Below are 17726 nucleotides of genomic sequence, written 5' to 3' on the forward strand. Positions count from 1 at the left end.
ACCCAATGCTAAGGCATTGCCGGCATGACAAAGCCGGCTTTGGGGAAGGACGCGCGGCAAGCGGGAGGGTGAAAGCCCCTCAGCGGACTGAAATGACTTGCCTCGGTGAAGGTCTAGGAAATGCGGGTTAATTTCTGCCGTGGGCTTTCCATCTCGGCAATACACCCGGTCCCTTGAAATGCGTGAGCGTCCAGGTGGGGCCAACACTGTTGATGCTCTTCGTAGCGACGAAAGACACATTCCCTCAGCTGTTTCTTCGACCGGTCATTTGAACGTAATTTCGCGAGGGCAATGATCTGACAGACGTGTCTTGTCTGCCGGCCCCGATGCGATCGGCATTCCGTCGGGTCGCTTTAGTTCTGTAAACAACACTTTCCTGATTTTGTTGAGGGCATCTGACGGCTCCATTCCCGGGGACAGAACGAAGTAATCAATCGCTATCCGTTCCTGAGGCGGTTGATCTGACCAACACGCTTTGCCAGTCGCCGTCGTCTCCCCCGGCGGCAGATGGGTTAGTGCGATGTCGTCACCGGCTTTCGCGGTCTCGGAGCCTGTCACGATGGGCCACAGGTCTGGCGATTTGTTATCCAGTAACTCGAGGTCGAGGCGTCTGTTGAGGTCGCCTGCAATGATGAAGTCCTCTCCGGCCGCCGCACAGAAGAGAGGAGAAAAGGCCAATGCCTTGACCAAAGCCTGATCAGAAAACCATACTCAGAAGTGGCTCACTTCTCGGTGGAAAAACCGGCTCAGTTCCGCGTGGAAACCAACATGGAAAGCCCAGCACCAATCGAGACGAACACTGCGAGAGGTCGTTACTCGCGAACTTCGAGACTGTCTCCGTATTTCAGGGCGAGCCGTCTGCAATCTTCGCAATCAAGCTCGATGCCGTCCAGTGTGACTTTCGCAGCCGCCGTGCTGCAAACAGACTGATCCAACCTGGCGACACGAAGAATGGCGTTGCCAAGCAGCATATCACATGGAGCATGTTCTACTTCAGGGCCGCCGGCGCTATGCGTGACAATACCCCGCACCGTGGCAAGCCATTTTCGCATTCGTATGATATTTCTGTCCTCGACCATGAGCGTGCCTCTACCGGAAACCCGGTTAGCTCACCTCGACCTGACCGAGTCACTGCTAGGAAAACCCGTTTAAGAAATCCTTGTTCCGGGGGGGCAACCACTCTCGATCAGCTCGATTGAACCATTGCATCGCCGAGATTGAGTACCGCGCCTGGGCACACGATGGGAACCTGCGACACGCCTCGTACAAGGGCTTGCGCGAGCGCCAGGACAGGCCGCCGTTTACACGATTGACTGAAGATCGCCGCGACTTGGAACACGGCCCGACGAGAAGTCGCCGGGCTGTGTTCGTTGATATCGAAATTGGGGGTCGGGGCAGGGATTCGAACCCCGCGTCACAGCTCGAAGGCTGGAAGCAACCTCGGATACCCGAGGGATCGGGAGAGCGCCGCGCTCCGATTACGCTTACGCCCGACTGAACCATTAACTCGTGGCCCTTGCAATTGTTCCAGATAGGCGGCCAACCCACGAGCCCAGCATTGGCCACCGAGCTTTCCCAGGCTACGTCGCCGAACTTTTGTTTTTTGGAGCAGAGGCGTCAAGGTCGGCGGTCAACATCAATGGATGGTCTGGTCACTGATTGCGCTCGGGTTCCGGGGAGTTATCCTATCGCGTGATCTTGACACCTGTGCATCGGCTGAGCGTGGTGAACCATCCGCTCTCGGGTGCACCCATAAGCGGATTTCGCAGGCCTACCATTGAGAATGCCGAGGCGCACCAGAGCGACGTTGAGCGTGCCATAGGCATCAATTGGGGCCGCACCCGCTTCTTTTACTCGTTGTCATCGCTGAACGACAGTCAGCGCGGCGATACCTGCCTCATCGGCCGCACGCAGAAACGCGTCCCAAAATTGCTCCGGAGCGATCTGACCACTGATCACGTCGACGCAAGCCTTCACCGCAGTGACATATTCTTCGCCGTCATCGGAAGGCCAGTCCTTGAGCAGCATATATGCGGCGTCGCGGAGGGTGCGTACGATCCGATGAGCTGGCTGACCGCGCAGAGCCAGCCCAACGGGTGTGAATGCAGACGTTGCGTCCCAGTCCATTGTCGTCGACCTCAGGTCAGGGATCGCTATCCCCGAGGGGTAATATACGCGTGTATTCCAAAATCGTAATTGACGATTGGTTACCCGGAGTGACGGGGTGTGAAGGTATGCCGCTGAAAAGGAGTGGGCGCTCTACGACGTCGAATCGGAGCGCGCCTCGCTGCATCGGGCTCGTCTCAATCTTGGGTGACAGCAAGGCTTGCGTCCGGATGGTTGATGGATCATCGTTGATGCTGCGAGAGACATTCCGATGTCGAGGAAGGAACTGCGGACCGCTGCCTATGTGGCCGCAGCTTGGTCGATCTCGCGTCGCGACCGTCCGCCTCTTTGAACCCGAGCCAACAAAGTTTTTGGCACGACCATTGGTTAGCCGTTCTATTGTATCGTTGGAGCAGCCAGTGAAATCGAATGAGCCGATCGAGATATGTGACTGGTCTGCCGAATGGGCGGAGAAATTCCGCGTGATGGCGGCCGTGATCCGCACCGCGCTCGGTGCTCGCGCGAAGCGCATAGATCATATCGGATCGACTGCCATTAACGGCCTCGCGGCCAAGCCGATCATCGACATTCAAGTATCGGTCGTTGACTTTGACCCTTTGGACAGCCTGGTCGAACCCTTGAAAGCCATTGGTTATGTTTGGCGATCTTCCAATCCGGAGCTGGCAAAGCGATATTTTCGGGAGAGCCCAGGCCAGGAACGGACACATATTCATGTCCGGCGTCTAGGGAGTTGGCACGAGCAGTGGCCGTTGCTGTTTCGAGACTATATGCGCATCCATGTCGAGGAGCACGAACCATACGTCGACCTGAAGCGCAGACTGGCTGCGCGGTTCCAAAACGACCGGGTGGCTTACACTACAGGCAAAGAGGATCACCTTTGGCAGATTATTCGCCGTGCGGACCGTTGGGCGGCTGCGACCGGGTGGATGTCGCGTGTTTCCGACGCCTAGTCGAGAGAACTTGATTTCCTGAAGCCTTGGCAATCTTCGAGAGATGATATGGAAGAACATCTTCGTTACGCAGATATTGATGACAAACAGCAACGCTCTCGTTTGGCCTCCCTGATATTGCAGGTTCCAGAACTGGTGAAGGTTCTCCGGCACCTGGAGGCGATGAGACTGCCGGACTACCTTGTTGGGGGAGGCGCAATCTACCAGACGGTTTGGAACGCGCTGACAGGACGGCCCCGCTGGTATGGCGTCAAGGATATCGATGTCATCTATTTCGACGATAGCGACCTGTCCTACGAGGCCGAAGACCGTGTTATCCGTGCGGTACTCCCTGTCGCAAGGGACTTGCCGATCCCGATTCAGATCAGAAACCAGGCGCGTGTCCACCTCTGGTTCGAGGAGCGATTTGGTTTTTCGGTGGAGCCACTAACGTGTTCGAAAGACGCTCTCCTTCGATACTCGACAAAGACGCATTCTGTCGCCGTGCGATTGGCGGACGACGACCAATTGCACATCGAAGCCCCCTTCGGTCTAAATGACATGTTTTCATTCCGGGTCGTGCCAAACTATGCATTGGATAACCGAAACGCTCACGAGGAGAAGGCTGCGAGGGCAAAAACACTGTGGCCGGAGGTAAGCGTCCATCACTGGTGAAGAGACTGAACGATTTCAGCTTGTATTTGAGTCGAGTGATCGTAAGCCTCCGTTGGGGCCGCAGGTTCGGCCGCTTGATCGTTGAGCCTAGTGCGGCTGCCAATTCCACGGAATAATCCACCGGCGGCGGAAGTACATTTGTCGAATGACGGTGGGTTCTCAAGAGGGTTTTCAACCCGGTCGTTATCTCCATCCGATGGAGGCGCGTGAACGAATCTACCCTTTCTCGCGTAAGTGATAACCTTCAGCTAAATTCGAGACGATCAGAATTTCGCTAGAATGCGGACGTATTCGCGCTATGATGAGTCGGTTGGTATTTGGGTGCCAGCTTGGGAGATGTTTACGCTCTCTGCCTCTGTCTGCGGGGGTGGGAATTGGGCCTGCTTTCTGATTTCGCGATTGACATTGACGATCTCGAATTCCTCCAGGAGATACTCGTCGACGCATGCAATGAGCTGAAGATTCCTCCAGACCATCAGGGCTTCGTGGCACGGGTTGTAGACCTGCGCTTCCAAGGTCACTCCCGGGAGGAAATCCTTCGAAGCCTTAGGGTGGAGTTCGCGAGTCTCCCTGACCGTGGGCAGAAAACATGCCGCCATTAATCCATGAGGACCTTGACGGCGGCGGACCAAGACGCTTCGCGAACTGATCCCAGAGTGCGAGTGGCCGGAGCCGATCATCTAAGGAGGCTGCGCGCAGGGTCTTTGACACTCACAGGGCTCAAGTTGCCCGCCCGTGTCATCGCCAGATAGCTCTTCGACCATGAGGATCGTGGTCTATCTGCGAACCGGTGACGGCAGGTGCGGTCGTCGCGCTCTTACACTCTTCTGGACGAAGTTCAGTGTGACTATGCCTGCCTCATCGGCCGTCCGGACCGTATGCTCTCCGTCGTCGCCTTGGCCTTCGACTATGGGGTCGGACGAACGTACATCATTTATTACTTCGCACCTGCGGTAATTGTCATACGATTCAAAACGCTAAATAATAACAAAAATCAGTTGCTTACTCGAACTTTCTCGACTACGTTTTTTAAAGAAGAGTTCCGAAATAACCGGCCCTCGCCGGCGATACTCAGTGGTCGTTTGACTCGCTTGAGGGAGGATGATGACTTTGTTTGTCGGACTTCGTTTCTTCGCAATGGTGCAGCGAGTGCGTGATCTCGTCTCGATCCGATACCGACCTACGACGGCAATCTGACGCGTCGTAAACCCTTTGTTCCACTTTTCTAAGATGGTGCTCCCGTGTGGCGCGCCCGAGGTTTGTTATGCAAAAGCAAGCTGTCGTATTCAACGGTCAGGAAGTCGGGATCGCGGTCCCTGTCGAAAACCGCCTCAAATTCATCGCTGTCCGCTTCAATGTCATCGACTTGGACAACAGGCTCTTCGACACGGTTACCGAAATCCGGCGCGCCATTACCGAGCATCTCGCGTCCAGCGGTCGTGCGATCACCTCGCACTGACTGTCAGGAGATATTCTTCAACGCCACGGCAGAACTGGGATTGCAGGCTCGTTTATGAAACCCTGCAAAGCTGCCGCTTCACAACGCTGCGCGTTTGCGAGAACTCAAAGGTGAATATCGCGCTTGCCCCACCACCCACTGCATCCTGATGCTTAGCGCGATGCGGGTTATCGTGCCGTGACGCGATTGTCGTCGAAGTGGAAAGAAGCTCGACCACAATCCCGATCGAGCTTGTGACGTGCCGAGGACCGATATCGGCCCGTTTGGCGTGACTGCGCGGACGGGTTACCGTGGCGGACGCTTCCCAGAGAGCAGTTCCCAAGCACGACGTATCTTCTCGAGCCTGGAGGAAATCCGCTCCTTTGCGGGAGGAATCAACATGCCGTTGCGGAAGTCGGCCAGGGCTTGGGCTTCCAACCTGGTCCTATCGCTTGCCCCCTCACGGTMAGCGATCTGCTTGCCGGTCTGGCGATCCATGACCGACCACATCCCGTTATCAAGTGCTTGTATTTCGAAGCGCTGCATATTGAAGCCCTGGTGTAAGCGTCCACGTCAGCCTGAAATCCCTTTGAAATCAACTGGGGCGGCGGATTGCTTCACACATATTTCGGTGAGATGGTGAACCGCGGGTTACCCGTGGACAAGCCTGGAATGAATCTCCATACCCGTGTCCGCGACGGTGCCAAGGAGGTGTGCTAGGTCCGTGGCGGCAGCTTCTTTCTCAGGAGAATGACATGATCACTCGACGCTCCGCCCTGATAATATTTGCGAGCGCTGTGTTCTCCGGCGGCGTATACGCACAGGATCAGGTTACCGACGGCCGGTCTCCAGGGTCGCTTGCCTTCAAGATCACCCAGCTGCCCGTTAAATCGGACACCGATGACCTCGCCTTGATGGCGTCGTATGGTGATGGCGACTACCAAACGAAATTCGCTATCGAACTGCAGAGCGAATCGCGTGGTAGGTTTCTCCATGTTGCAGGCGGCGCGCGACCCACGCATTTCATTTCCGAACTGGGCAAAGCCCTGGAAGCGAGCGATCTTCGCCTTTCAAACGCCAAACAGGACACGCTAGCATTCGATATAGCATTTCTCGGACCACCGACCGTCCGCTCCTCGGGAGGCGGTTTCGGCGGCGGCCCCGGAGACTGGTACACTACCAAGATTTTCTTCGGGGAAGATCAAGCCGAGGTCTACCTTAACTTCAATCTCGTGTCCGGTGAGGCGGAGTTCAGCATCAAGGACGAGAGCTATGGCAACGCTGTCCTCTCCGAACTGTCCAAGGTGATCTGGTAGGGGCAATGCCGATTCAGCGGTTTGCGAGGCCAATGCCGGATCCACCACCTAGACGCGGGCTGATGGCATATCGGGAATGGCGGGGGTCAAACCTTCCGCCACCGTGGACAGCAGCCGGGAGACATCGTGGAGTTTGCTGCCGCTCTGCTGCCATCTGGCCACAGTCTTGGCAACTTCTTCCGCACGCTCCATTCGCTCAGACAGAAGCGACAGATCGAGTGTGCCATACTCACCATAAACAATCTGATCCGCCTCAGCCTGTGACTTTGCTCGCATTATCTCGTGAGACGCTTTGTGCATCCGCAGCCTCATCTTGATCGAAAGTTCGCGGAATCGTTCTGAGCGATTGTCTGGCCTGCCATGTTTCATCGCGTGGTTTCCTCGTTTCACAGACAATGCTCCACGAGCTTGCAAGAGACGAAACGGCAAAATCCTCACAACGCTCCCGCTGAATTCAACCCGTCCAATCGCCCTTTCAAGGTGCCGAAAACCCTCTTGGCCACGCCAGACCTCCTTTTGGGACACCAACCCCGCGGTCTGGGCCATGCGAGAGTTCCTTAGACCACCAACAAAGGCGACTTGACGTCTGTCGCTCTTTGAGAAATGCTAAGATGTCAGACCAATTTCGGGGCCTGACTGCCTGATAAGAAAATGGGGAACCATGAAGGCAAATCGTAGCGACAGGCCGGTGATCCGGCCGCTTCCGGTCATGGACCGCGCGCGTCAGGTGACCGATGCACTGGCGGATTATGTGGAGGAAGCGCGGTTGAAGGCGGGCGATCGGCTGCCGGCCGAGCGCGAGCTGATGGCAGCCCTTGGCGTCGGCCGCTCGACCATCCGCGAGGCGATCCGCCACTTCCAGGCGCTCGGCGTCATCGAAACCCGCAAGGGCAGCGGCACCTATCTGCTGAAACCGGTTTCCAGAGCGACGATCCACATGCCGCTGTCTTTCGACACGGTCCATTTGCGCGACGCGCTGCTGCAGACGCTAGAGGTTCGCCGCGGCATCGAATGCGAGGCGGGCATGGTTGCGGCCCGGCGGCGCACGAGCACGGATCTCGTCGTCATCGAGGAAAAGCTGGACGCGATGGAACGGGTACACTTGGAGAAGGGCACCTCCGGACCGGAGGATCTGGCCTTCCACCTCGCCGTCTACGACGCCACCCACAATCCGCTGTTTCGCCAGCTTCTCGAGCAGATGCGCGAGACCTTCGAACGCTTCTGGGAACATCCGTTCGACCGGCAGGATTTCGCGCGCCGGTCCTTTCCCTTTCACCGCACGCTTTTCAACGCGATCGCTGCCGGGGATCCCGAGGCGGCGCGCGCCGAAACATTAAAAATTCTCGATATCGTCGAGGAAGACATCAAGGAAATGTCCAAATGAGCAACGGCTCTGAACCGTTCGAACTTGCTTCCCTCATCACGGCGCATGACGAAGGCAACTTCGCAGACGCCGTCGTGCCGCCGATTTTCCAGACCTCGCTTTTCACCTTTTCCGATTACGACGACATGATCGCCTCTTATCGCGGCGAGAAGGTGCGGCCGATCTATACGCGCGGCCTGAACCCCACAGTGCGTGCCTTCGAAGAAATGCTCGCCAAGCTCGAAGGGGCGGAGGATGCGTTGGGTTTTGCAAGCGGCATGGCGGCGATCTCGTCGGCGGTCTTAAGCTTCGTCGAGCCGGGTGACCGCATCGTCGCCGTCAAGCACGTCTATCCCGATGCCTTTCGACTGTTCGGCACCATCCTGAAGCGGATGAAGATCGAGGTGACCTATGTCGACGGGCGCGACGAGGAAGCGGTCGCCAAGGCGCTGCCCGGCGCCAAGCTCTTCTACATGGAAAGCCCGACGAGCTGGGTGATGGAGGCTCATGACGTCGGTGCGCTCGCAGCACTCGCCAGGCAACACGGCATCGTCTCGATGATCGACAACAGCTGGGCGAGCCCGTTCTTCCAGCGGCCACTGACGCTCGGCGTCGATCTCGTCATCCATTCGGCCTCGAAATATCTCGGCGGCCACAGCGATGTGGTGGCGGGCGTCATCGCCGGCTCGAAGGCGATGATCGCGCGCGTCAAGGCCGAGGCCTATCCCTATCTCGGCGGCAAGCTTTCGCCGTTCGACGCCTGGCTCCTGATCCGCGGGTTGCGCACGCTGCCGCTACGCATGCGGGCCCACGAGACATCGGCGCTTGAAATCGCCAGGCGCCTGCAGAAGCTCGACGTGGTGGAGAAGGTCTGCCATCCGGGGCTTACCAACCGCCTGCCCGCCGGCCTCAACGGCACCTCGGGCCTGTTTTCCTTCATATTCCGCGAAGGCGTCGATATCCGCACCTTCGCCGATCACCTCAGGCTCTTCAAACTGGGCGTAAGCTGGGGTGGACATGAAAGCCTGATCGTACCGGGCGAGGTGGTGCTCCAGCAGAAAGCACAGCCAAATTCCGCACATGCCTTCGGCATCCATGCGCGATCCGTACGTCTCCATGTCGGCCTCGAAGGAACCGAGGCTCTGTGGGGAGACATCGAGGAGGCGCTCGCCGCCGCCTCACAATCCTGAAACCCGAGAGAAACCTAACAAGGGGGAACTGAGCCATGAAAAAACTAATAATCTCGACGCTCTTTGCTTCGATGATGGCGGGTACGGCCTTCGCCGATACCACGCTCAAGCTTGTCGAAGTCATCACCAGCCCGGAGCGCACCGAAACGCTGAAATCGATCGTCGGCAAATTCGAAGCCGCCAATCCCGGCACCAAGGTCGACATCATCTCGCTGCCCTGGAACGAAGCGTTCCAGAAGTTCGCGACCATGGTGTCCGCCGGCGACGTTCCCGATGTGATGGAGATGCCCGATACCTGGCTGTCGCTCTATGCCAATAACGGCATGCTCGAGAGCCTGGAGCCCTACCTCGAAAAGTGGGAGCATACCAAGGAGCTGACGCCGCGCGCGCTCGAGCTCGGCCGCGACGTCAAGAACACCGCCTATATGCTGCCCTACGGCTTCTATCTCAGGGCGATGTTTTACAACAAGAAGCTGCTTTCGGAAGCCGGCGTCGCCGCGCCGCCGAAGACGTTGGAAGAATTTACCGCCGCTTCGGAGAAGGTTTCCAAACTGTCCGGCAAATACGGCTACTGCATGCGTGGCGGCCCGGGCGGCCTCAATGGCTGGATGATCTTTGCCGCCTCGATGGCCGGCTCGAACAAGTATTTCAACGATGACGGCACCTCGACGATGAACAGCCCCGGCTGGGCCAAGGGCATCGAATGGATGGTCGATCTCTACAAGAAGGGCTATGCGCCAAAGGACAGCGTCAACTGGGGCTTCAACGAAGTCGTCGCCGGCTTCTATTCCRGCACCTGCGCTTTCCTCGACCAGGATCCCGATGCGCTGATCGCCATCGCCGAACGCATGAACAAGGACGATTTCGGCGTCATGCCGCTGCCGAAGGGCCCTGACGGCAAGTCCTTCCCGACGATCGGCTATGGCGGTTGGTCGATGTTCACGACAAGCGGCAACAAGGATCTCTCCTGGAAGCTGATTGCCACCCTCGAAGGGCCGGAAGGCAATATCGAGTGGAACAAGCGCATCGGCGCCCTGCCGGCCTATACGGCGGCCGAGAAGGATCCCTTCTATGCCGGTGACCAGTTCAAGGGTTGGTTCGAGGAACTGGCGGACCCGAACACGGTACCAACCGTCATGCCGACCTACCTCGAGGAATTCGCCTTCTTCAAGGATTCGCTGGCGATCAAGACCTCGCAGCAGGCATTGCTCGGCGATATCTCGGCAAAGGATCTGGCCGACCAGTGGGCGGACTACCTCACCAAGGCACAGCAGAAGTTCCTCGCCAAGAAATAAGCAACGGACTGACGGCGGCGGCTCTTCGAGACGGGGCCGCCGTCGCTTCTTGGATGACACAGACGGCGCATGAACGCCGCGAATGGGAACTTCTGGCCGATGACCATTTCCGCCGATACGCTCGACATGCGTCGCGACCGCAGGCCATGGCTGCGTCGCGTTGCCGATGCTTCGGAGCCCTACCTCTATAGCGCGCCGTCGCTGATCCTGATCATTGCGGTCATGCTGGTGCCGCTGACGGTCGGCATTTCCTACGCCTTCCGCGATATCCAACTGCTCAATCCGTTTTCCGGCGGCTTCATCGGACTCGACCATTTCCGCGAGCTTGCCGGCGATGCCGCCTTCTATGGCGCGCTGAGGAACACGCTCTGGTGGACAGGCGCCTCCGTCGTCCTGCAGTTCGTCTTCGGGCTGATCCTGGCGCTGCTGCTCGACAAGCCGTTTAAAGGCAGAGCAATCGCGCAGGCGCTGGTCTTCCTGCCCTGGGCCGTGCCGTCTTTTCTCGCCGGCCTCAACTGGGCCTGGCTGTTCAATCCCGTCATCGGCCCGATCCCGCACTGGCTCTTTGCGCTCGGGCTGATGCACGAGCCGGGCAATATCCTTTCTGATCCCAACTATGCGATGTGGGGGCCGATCGTCGCCAATGTCTGGTGGGGCATTCCGTTTTTCGCGATTACGCTGCTGGCCGCCTTGCAGGCGATCCCGCGCGATCTATATGAGGCGGCATCGATCGACGGCGCCGGCTGGTTCCAGCGTTTCCGCTCGATCACCCTGCCGTTTCTGGCGCCAACGATCGCCATCACCGTGCTGCTGCGCACCGTGTGGATTTCCAATTTCGCCGATCTCATCGTCGTCATGACCAGTGGCGGGCCGGCCGACCGCACGCAGATCGTCGCCAGCTATATCTTCACGACAGCCTTCAGGCGGCTCGATTTCGGCTACGCCTCGGCGATCGCGCTGGTGCTGCTCGTGCTGCTGCTTGCCTATTCGATGCTGATCATCCTGCTCCGGCAGACGCTGCTGAACAAGGATTGAGATCATGAGACGATCCGTCATTCCCACCGTCGCACACCGCCTGGCGATCCTCTGCTATATCGCCTTCGCRCTCTTTCCACTGTTCTGGCTGCTCAAGGTCTCGGTGACGCCGAACGACCTGCTCTATAGCGAGGGCGTGCGCATGTGGCCGTCGCGCACGACATGGGATCACTATGCCTTCGTGCTGCGCCACAGCGCCTTTCCGACCTTCTTCAAGAACAGCCTGATCGTCTCGGCCTCGACGGCAGTGACTGTAACGGTCTGCGCTTCGCTGTCGGGATATGCGCTGTCGCGTTTCAACTTCCGGGCAAAATACTGGATCGTCGCCCTGATGCTGCTGACCCAGATGTTCCCGCTGGTCATGCTGGTGGCGCCGATCTTCAAGATCCTCTCGCCTCTGCATCTGACCAACAGCCTGACCGGGCTCGTCATCGTCTACACCGCCTTCAACGTGCCTTTCGCCACCTTCCTGATGCAGTCCTTCTTCGACGGCATTCCGAGGGATCTCGAAGAGGCGGCGAAGATCGACGGGGCGACGCAGTTCACGGCGTTTCGCCAGATCATCCTGCCGCTGACGCTGCCGGGGATCGCCGCTACGCTCGGCTTCGTTTTCACGGCCGCCTGGAGCGAGCTGCTCTTCGCGCTGATGCTGATCAACGGCAATGACGCGGCGACCTTCCCGGTCGGCCTTCTCACTTTCGTTTCGAAATTCTCGGTGGATTTCGGGCAGATGATGGCGGCGGGCGTCATGGCCCTCATTCCGGCCGGCCTCTTCTTCCTGCTCATCCAGCGCTATCTCGTCCAGGGCCTGACGGCCGGCGCGGTCAAGGGTTAAACAAATGGCATCGATCGATATCCGGAATATCCGCAAAGCCTATGGCCATGTGCAGGTGCTGCACGGCGTCGACCTCGAAATCCGGGACGGCGAATTCGTCGTGCTCGTTGGCCCGTCCGGCTGCGGCAAGTCCAYGCTGCTGCGCATGATCGCCGGGCTGGAGGAGGTCACATCAGGTGAGATCCGCATCGCCGGCAATAGGGTGAACGAACTGCATCCCAAGGACCGCGATATCGCCATGGTGTTCCAGTCCTATGCGCTTTACCCGCATATGAACGTCGCCGGCAATATGAGCTACAGCCTCAGGCTCCGGAAGGTGGCGAAGGAGAAGATTGCAAGCGCGGTGGCAGCAGCCGCTGCCAAGCTCGGCCTCGATCCTTTGCTCGAACGAAGGCCGAAGGCGCTTTCTGGCGGCCAGCGCCAGCGCGTCGCCATGGGTCGCGCCATCGTGCGCCAGCCGAAGGCCTTCCTGTTCGACGAACCACTGTCCAACCTCGATGCGCGCCTGCGCGAACAGATGCGCGCCGAAATCAAGAAACTGCATGGCGACCTGAAGGCGACCTCGATCTACGTGACCCATGACCAGATCGAGGCAATGACGCTGGCGGACCGGATCGTTGCCATGCATGGCGGGGTGGTCCAGCAGGTCGGCAGTCCCCTGGAACTCTACGACCGCCCCGCCAATCTCTTTGTAGCCGGCTTTATCGGCTCGCCGGGGAYGAATTTCCTCGAGGCCAGCTATGATGCCGGCGGCGTGAAGCTGAAGGACGGCACGATCGTGCCGCTTGCAAAGCCTTTGCCGCTTTCAGACGGCGCAAAGGTGACGCTCGGCATCCGGCCGGAGCATGTGCTGATGAGCGAAGGCGGGGCGGGGCTTGCGGCGGATGTGGAACTCGTCGAACCGACAGGCTTCGGCATCATCCTGCACCTTGCCCTGCATGGCCTGCCATTCAAGATCTTCACGCTGAACCGCGACGCGCTGAAAGCGGGGCCGAAGGTCAATGTGGCCTTCCCGGCCCAGTATCTGCATGTGTTCGACGCCGAGGGAAAACGCGTCGACTGAATGGTCGGAGGCCGGTAGCCTGACGCTATCGGTTTCGGCATATTGTCTCCAGCAGAGGCGAGGAGGCAGAATATGCTCGTTGCGCAGATATCCGATATCCATGCAGGGCCAGACCTTTCGTCGCTGCGGACGCTGGAGCGGGCGATAGCGTGGCTGAAGACGTTCCGCCCGGATGTGCTTGTTGTCACCGGAGATCTGGTGGACGACGGATGGCGGCACGGCTATCGCCTTGTCGCCGAAAGCCTGCGGTCGCTGGGCTGCCCTGTCCACCTGTTGCCGGGCAATGGTGACGATGTGCAATTGATGCGTTCCGAACTTGCCGCCGTCGGCCCATCGATCAATGCGACGGGACCGATGCATTTCCGGACAGCCGTCGATGGGCTGACCCTCTTCGGTGTCGATGTAACCGTCGCCGGTCAGAGCTACGGCGACGTCCTGCCGCATCTGCCGTGGCTGATGAGCGCGCTTGCCGACGTGACGACGCCTGCTCTTCTGTTCATGCATCAGCCGCCATTCAAGATCGGCATCGAGACGCTGGACCAGATCGGATGCAGGAACGGCAGTGCGCTTCTCGGCACCCTGGAGACGATGCACAGGCTGCCGCTGGCGATTCTCTGCGGCCATGTCCACCGACCTGCATTCGGTCGGTTGGGATTGATCCCTGTCCAGACCTGCGGCTCCCTCTGCCCGCCCAATCCGCTTCTGCTGGAAGGCCGTGCGGATCTTTCGGTGATCGATGCTCCGTCCTTCCTCGTGCATGAGGTCAGCGATGGCAGGCTTGTTTCACATGTGGTCTCTGTTCCGGTATCCGACAGAGGTGCATGAAAAGGATTGAACGGTCATTCCTCACGTGCTGCGAGCGGAAAAATCTTTTGCCGCATCGCCCATGAGGGCTATATCGTCCGTGTGATCTTGCTGGACTGGATGCCATGACCGACACTGTTCTTGACCGCTTTCTCCGTTATGTCGTTATCGACACGCAATCCGACCCTGCCTCGTCGACGCAGCCGACCACCGGCAAGCAGAAGGATCTCGGACGGGTTCTGGTCGATGAGCTGGTGAAGATCGGTCTTGCCGACGCGCATCTCGATGAGCACGGCTATGTCTACGCGACCATTCCGGCCAATAGCGACAAGGCGGTGCCGGTCATCTGTTTCTGCTCGCACATGGATACGGCGCCCGATTTCAGCGGCACTGATGTCAAGCCGCAGATCGTCAGGAACTATGCCGGCGGTGACATCAACCTTCCCGGCGACACGGGCCGGGTGATCCGCGTCAGCGATCATCCCGAGCTGCAGAACCAGATCGGCAACGACATCGTCACGACCGATGGGACGACATTGCTCGGCGCCGACGACAAGGCGGGACTGGCCGAAATCATGGCCGCGGCTGCGATGCTCGTCGGCAATCCTGATATCAGGCACGGGACGATCAAGATCCTGTTCACGCCCGACGAGGAAGTCGGGCGCGGCGTCAACAAGGTCGACCTGAAGAAACTCGGTGCCGACTTTGCCTATACGATGGACGGCGAGACGGCCGGCCATATCGAGGATGAGACGTTTTCGGCCGACGGCGTCGAGATCAGCATATCAGGTGTGGCGATCCATCCCGGCTTTGCCAAGGACCGCATGGAAAACGCCATCAAGATCGCCGGCGCCATCATCGACCGGCTGCCGAGGGATATTGCCCCCGAGACCACGGAAGGCCAGCAGGGCTTCATCCATCCCACCGGCGTCACCGGTTCGATGGAGAAGGCGTCGCTGAGCTTGATCATCCGTGACTTCACCGACAAGGGTCTCACGGAGAAGGAAACGATGCTCGAAGCCATCGTCAAGGAGGTGATGGCTGTCTATCCCGGCTCGACCTATCGTTTTGAGGTGAAGGAGCAGTATCGCAACATGAAGGTGGTGCTCGATCGTCACCCGGAGATCGTCGACAACGCTATCGAAGCGGTGCGCCGGGCCGGCATGACGCCGGTGCGCGGCAGCATCCGCGGCGGCACGGATGGCTCGCGCCTTTCCTTCATGGGATTGCCCTGCCCGAACATTTTCGCCGGCGGTCATGCCTTCCACTCACCGCTGGAATGGGTGAGCCGCCAGGACATGGAAAAGGCGGTCAAGACGATCGTGGAACTGGCGAGGGTCTGGGAAGAGCGCGCCTAAAGCGCGTCGCGGCAATCCGGATTCATGCGACGCGCTTCAGGTCATTGATTCATGCATGTCGTTATCCCGAAACCGCTTCGCACTTTTCGCGTCCGATATTGCGCGGAAACTAAAACATGCTTCCACCACATAACCAGGAAGGGCGGTTTAACCGCCGTTCGTCGGAAGGCTTTCACGCAGCATCACGCTGTCATAGGCGGGGCGTGGAATCGGGATCGCAATGGGCATTCCCGGCTCGGGCTCGACCGATGTTACCGGTGATGTTTCCGGCGCGGTCACCGGCGCCATTATCCGCATCTGCCCCGTGCTCGCCGTCGCCATGGGGTCTGGAGCCGGCAGAGGAACGGGAACCGCCGAGGGTATCAGTGCCTCGAATTGCGGTGGCAGCATGCTTTCGCCGGGCACATAGTTCATCGCCACCTCGTAGGAAGGCAGCGGCGGCGGCGTTTCAAGCATGCCGTTGGAGTCGCGCTTCTCGTAGAAGGCGTTGCCGCCGGCAACCGTCACATAGTGCATGTTGTCGTAAGGGAATTTCAGCCCATCCGTGTGGAAGAACATCGCGTCCTTCACCGCAGGATGGCGTGCGCCTTTAACAAGGATTGCATCGGCAGCGGTGGCAAGCTCAGTTTCCGCCTGCGGCTTGACTTCGCGCGTCATCACGCCGGGCGCGAACTGCCTTTTCTGGGCCACGACGCCGCAGATCGATGTGGGATAGGCGCCGGAGGTGAGCCTGTTCATGACGACGGTCCCGACAGCCATGTAGCCGTCTTCGTCCGAATGCTGCGATTCAAAATACATCGCGCGCTGCAGGCACTCGCGGTCTTTGGCCGTATAATTGAACGTGACTTTCGCCGCTTGGCCCTGCTTCGTCTTGGTGTTCGCCGCCGTTCCCGCCGGTTTCGATGTCGTTGTGCAGCTTGCTGCTGCCAGTCCTACGAACAAAATCCCGATCAGGGATTTTCCAAAGGAAATCTCCGCCCTCAACGCCAGGTGCCTCCTATGGGATTAGTCCAGCCCTTAATGATTAAGCGAAAACGTTTTACTCGTCATATGACTGAAATACAAACAACCTTAGATAACAAAAACCTTAAGAGACTCTCGCCAAATACGATTCCGGCGGCGAGCCATTGCAAAATTCTTGAGATCGGAATCGATCCAAGGATAAAAGTATCCCAGCAATTCAAAGTGTTACAGCGTCTTTTGCGGCTCTCAAAAAGTCGCGGCGCTGTGGGCGGGAGGCCCAATCTCCATCAGCTGCGGAACAGTTTCCAGCGGGTTGGCTTGAAGGCTACCCGGTTGCGGTCAAGCCTTTCAGCTTCGCTCGGCGGCAATTCGATCTCGATATGCGGGCGGTCGTTGCCGATATCCAATTCGATATGGCGGGTGCCTGCCACGCGGCGGCTTGAGACCGGCTGGCCGGCGATACAGTTTTCGGCTGATTCGCAGAGCCTGACATCGTGCGGGCGGAAGTAGAGCTGCGCCGTGCCATCCGGTTCGCCCTCGGCATTGAGGCCGAGCGAGCGGCCTTCGAATCGAATGTCGCCGTCTGATATCTCGACCTGCAGGCAGTTCGACTGGCCGATGAAGCCGAAGACGAAGGGAGAATTCGGATTGTCGTAGACTTGGTCCGGTGTGCCGACCTGTTCGATCGCGCCCTGGCTCATGACCACGACGCGGTCGGCAAGCTCCAGCGCCTCATCCTGGTCGTGGGTGACGAAGACGGTGGTGTGTCCGGTACGGTCGTGGATATCGCGCAGCCATTTGCGCAGATCCTTGCGCACCTGGGCGTCGAGCGCGCCGAAAGGCTCGTCGAGCAGCAGCACGTTCGGCTCCACGGCCATGGCGCGGGCGAGCGCCACGCGCTGGCGCTGGCCGCCGGAAAGCTGGGCTGGGTAGCGTTTTTCGAGACCGGAAAGCTGGACGAGGTCGAGCAGTTCGAGCGCCCGCCTGCGGATATCGGCCTTCGGCGGCCGCCGCGCGCTGTTTCTGACCTTGAGGCCGAAGGAGACGTTTTCGAGCACCGTCATGTAGCGGAAAAGTGCATAGTGCTGGAAGACGAAGCCGATATTGCGCTGCTGCACAGTCTTCTTCGAGGCATCCTCGTCGCCGAAGAAGATCAGCCCCTCCGTCGGGCTTTCGAGGCCGGCGATCAGCCGCAGCAATGTCGTTTTGCCGGAGCCCGAAGGGCCGAGCAGTGCGATCAGCTCGCCGGAGCGGATGTCGAGCGAGACATCGTGCAGCGCCGGAAAACGATCGAATTCCTTGCGAATGTTTTGAACGCGTACTTCCATTCCAATT

General features: G+C 59.0%; 18 protein-coding genes and 1 pseudogene. 13 read left to right on the plus strand and 6 right to left on the minus strand.

The window, feature by feature from the left end; translation table 11 throughout:
- Nucleotides 1-264: 264 nt before the first annotated feature.
- On the minus strand, nt 265-690 hold the full coding sequence (locus tag AC1ECN_RS25390; protein WP_130674036.1) for an endonuclease/exonuclease/phosphatase family protein: 426 nt from the start codon (nt 688-690) through the stop codon (nt 265-267).
- Between the two features lie 122 nt (nt 691-812).
- The gene (locus AC1ECN_RS25395; protein ID WP_130674035.1) at nt 813-1079 is read right to left on the minus strand and encodes a hypothetical protein; all 267 of its coding nucleotides are present in this window, start codon (nt 1077-1079) and stop codon (nt 813-815) included.
- Nucleotides 1080-1207: 128 nt separating this feature from the next.
- Here AC1ECN_RS25395 and AC1ECN_RS25400 point away from each other — a divergent pair.
- Nucleotides 1208-1312, plus strand: a pseudogene (locus tag AC1ECN_RS25400) (non-homologous end-joining DNA ligase); the annotation flags it as partial.
- 548 nt (nt 1313-1860) lie between these two features.
- On the opposite strand, the gene AC1ECN_RS25405 reads toward AC1ECN_RS25400, so the two are convergent.
- Nucleotides 1861-2127: a DUF982 domain-containing protein gene (locus tag AC1ECN_RS25405; RefSeq protein WP_024319975.1), complete on the minus strand. Its 267-nt coding sequence runs from the start codon at nt 2125-2127 to the stop codon at nt 1861-1863.
- 398 nt (nt 2128-2525) lie between these two features.
- On the opposite strand from AC1ECN_RS25405, the gene AC1ECN_RS25410 reads away from it, so the two are divergent.
- From AC1ECN_RS25410 to AC1ECN_RS25425, 4 genes are all read left to right on the plus strand, one after another.
- On the plus strand, nt 2526-3077 hold the full coding sequence (locus AC1ECN_RS25410; RefSeq protein WP_075225879.1) for a GrpB family protein: 552 nt from the start codon (nt 2526-2528) through the stop codon (nt 3075-3077).
- Between the two features lie 48 nt (nt 3078-3125).
- Complete coding sequence (locus AC1ECN_RS25415; RefSeq protein WP_130655463.1) at nt 3126-3731, plus strand: nucleotidyltransferase family protein; 606 nt, start codon at nt 3126-3128, stop codon at nt 3729-3731.
- Nucleotides 3732-4995: 1264 nt separating this feature from the next.
- Nucleotides 4996-5190, plus strand: a complete 195-nt coding sequence (locus AC1ECN_RS25420; RefSeq protein WP_003577126.1) for a hypothetical protein — start codon at nt 4996-4998, stop codon at nt 5188-5190.
- Between the two features lie 734 nt (nt 5191-5924).
- Entirely contained in the window at nt 5925-6485 is a 561-nt protein-coding gene (locus tag AC1ECN_RS25425; protein WP_130674032.1) for a hypothetical protein, read from the plus strand.
- A gap of 48 nt (nt 6486-6533) precedes the next feature.
- Here the strand turns inward: AC1ECN_RS25425 and AC1ECN_RS25430 are convergent, their stop codons facing one another.
- On the minus strand, nt 6534-7031 hold the full coding sequence (locus tag AC1ECN_RS25430; RefSeq protein ID WP_130674031.1) for a hypothetical protein: 498 nt from the start codon (nt 7029-7031) through the stop codon (nt 6534-6536).
- 115 nt (nt 7032-7146) lie between these two features.
- Between AC1ECN_RS25430 and AC1ECN_RS25435 the strand changes: the two genes are divergently transcribed.
- The 8 genes from AC1ECN_RS25435 (at nt 7147) to pepT (ending at nt 15428) form a co-directional block, all read left to right on the plus strand.
- Nucleotides 7147-7869, plus strand: coding sequence for a FadR/GntR family transcriptional regulator (locus AC1ECN_RS25435; RefSeq protein WP_130674030.1), 723 nt, complete (start codon nt 7147-7149; stop codon nt 7867-7869).
- Nucleotides 7866-9038 carry a PLP-dependent transferase gene (locus AC1ECN_RS25440; RefSeq protein ID WP_130674029.1) on the plus strand — a complete coding sequence of 391 codons (1173 nt, stop codon included), beginning with the start codon at nt 7866-7868 and terminating at the stop codon, nt 9036-9038. Before AC1ECN_RS25435 ends, AC1ECN_RS25440 begins: the two co-directional genes overlap by 4 nt.
- A gap of 35 nt (nt 9039-9073) precedes the next feature.
- On the plus strand, nt 9074-10333 hold the full coding sequence (locus AC1ECN_RS25445) for an ABC transporter substrate-binding protein (protein ID WP_477954446.1): 1260 nt from the start codon (nt 9074-9076) through the stop codon (nt 10331-10333).
- A gap of 99 nt (nt 10334-10432) precedes the next feature.
- Nucleotides 10433-11368 (plus strand): carbohydrate ABC transporter permease, encoded by a 936-nt coding sequence (locus tag AC1ECN_RS25450; RefSeq protein ID WP_024319982.1) that lies wholly within the window; start codon nt 10433-10435, stop codon nt 11366-11368.
- A gap of 4 nt (nt 11369-11372) precedes the next feature.
- Entirely contained in the window at nt 11373-12203 is an 831-nt protein-coding gene (locus AC1ECN_RS25455; protein ID WP_075225505.1) for a carbohydrate ABC transporter permease, read from the plus strand.
- A 4-nt stretch (nt 12204-12207) separates the two neighbouring features.
- The gene (locus tag AC1ECN_RS25460; RefSeq protein ID WP_477954448.1) at nt 12208-13266 is read left to right on the plus strand and encodes an ABC transporter ATP-binding protein; all 1059 of its coding nucleotides are present in this window, start codon (nt 12208-12210) and stop codon (nt 13264-13266) included.
- A 72-nt stretch (nt 13267-13338) separates the two neighbouring features.
- The gene (locus AC1ECN_RS25465) at nt 13339-14091 is read left to right on the plus strand and encodes a metallophosphoesterase (protein ID WP_130674027.1); all 753 of its coding nucleotides are present in this window, start codon (nt 13339-13341) and stop codon (nt 14089-14091) included.
- 104 nt (nt 14092-14195) lie between these two features.
- Entirely contained in the window at nt 14196-15428 is a 1233-nt protein-coding gene (pepT, locus tag AC1ECN_RS25470) for a peptidase T (RefSeq protein WP_130674026.1), read from the plus strand.
- Nucleotides 15429-15575: 147 nt separating this feature from the next.
- Here pepT and AC1ECN_RS25475 read toward each other — a convergent pair whose 3' ends face one another.
- Nucleotides 15576-16412 carry a cell wall hydrolase gene (locus AC1ECN_RS25475; protein ID WP_130674025.1) on the minus strand — a complete coding sequence of 279 codons (837 nt, stop codon included), beginning with the start codon at nt 16410-16412 and terminating at the stop codon, nt 15576-15578.
- Between the two features lie 266 nt (nt 16413-16678).
- A complete protein-coding gene (locus AC1ECN_RS25480) occupies nt 16679-17719 on the minus strand; it encodes a sulfate/molybdate ABC transporter ATP-binding protein (protein ID WP_024319985.1) in 1041 nt (346 codons plus the stop codon).
- Nucleotides 17720-17726 lie beyond the last annotated feature (7 nt).

Source organism: Rhizobium sp. 01N447_2 (genome assembly GCF_056399245.1).